General features: G+C 45.0%; 2 tRNA genes. Both read right to left on the minus strand.

What is annotated here, in order from left to right:
- Positions 1–286: 286 nt before the first annotated feature.
- A tRNA-Gly gene (locus AACU94_RS24575) sits at positions 287–362 on the minus strand.
- A 35-nt stretch (positions 363–397) separates the two neighbouring features.
- A tRNA-Gly gene (locus AACU94_RS24580) sits at positions 398–473 on the minus strand.
- Positions 474–500 lie beyond the last annotated feature (27 nt).

A 500-nucleotide genomic window follows, 5' to 3' on the forward strand; every position in this document is an offset into this window, starting at 1 on the left:
TACCACGTGACGCCTGATTCATCCACAGCTTGTGAATAAAAATAAAAACGCATTGCAATTCAAGACGAATATCATCGTCAAGTGATCGATACGACAAAATACAATCTTAATTTTCAACTTATATATCAACAGGTTAAAAAATTACTATTCACCGTGCGAAGTTTTTCTGAAATTAAGATTACAGCCCGCACCTGTGGATAACTCTGTTTACAAGAGTTTGTCAGAGGCAACAAAAACCAGCAATAACGCATCGCGTCGCTGTGGATATTTTATTGGGAGAAGAATTTGGAGCGGGAAACGAGACTCGAACTCGCGACCCCGACCTTGGCAAGGTCGTGCTCTACCAACTGAGCTATTCCCGCTTGGGTGGTCTGTGCTTTGCAGCACTTTCAAATTTTGGAGCGGGAAACGAGACTCGAACTCGCGACCCCGACCTTGGCAAGGTCGTGCTCTACCAACTGAGCTATTCCCGCTGTGACTGGNCTGTNNTTTNCAGCACT

The sequence above is a fragment of the Escherichia sp. E4702 genome (genome assembly GCF_963883545.1).
Classification (GTDB): Bacteria; Pseudomonadota; Gammaproteobacteria; order Enterobacterales; family Enterobacteriaceae; genus Escherichia.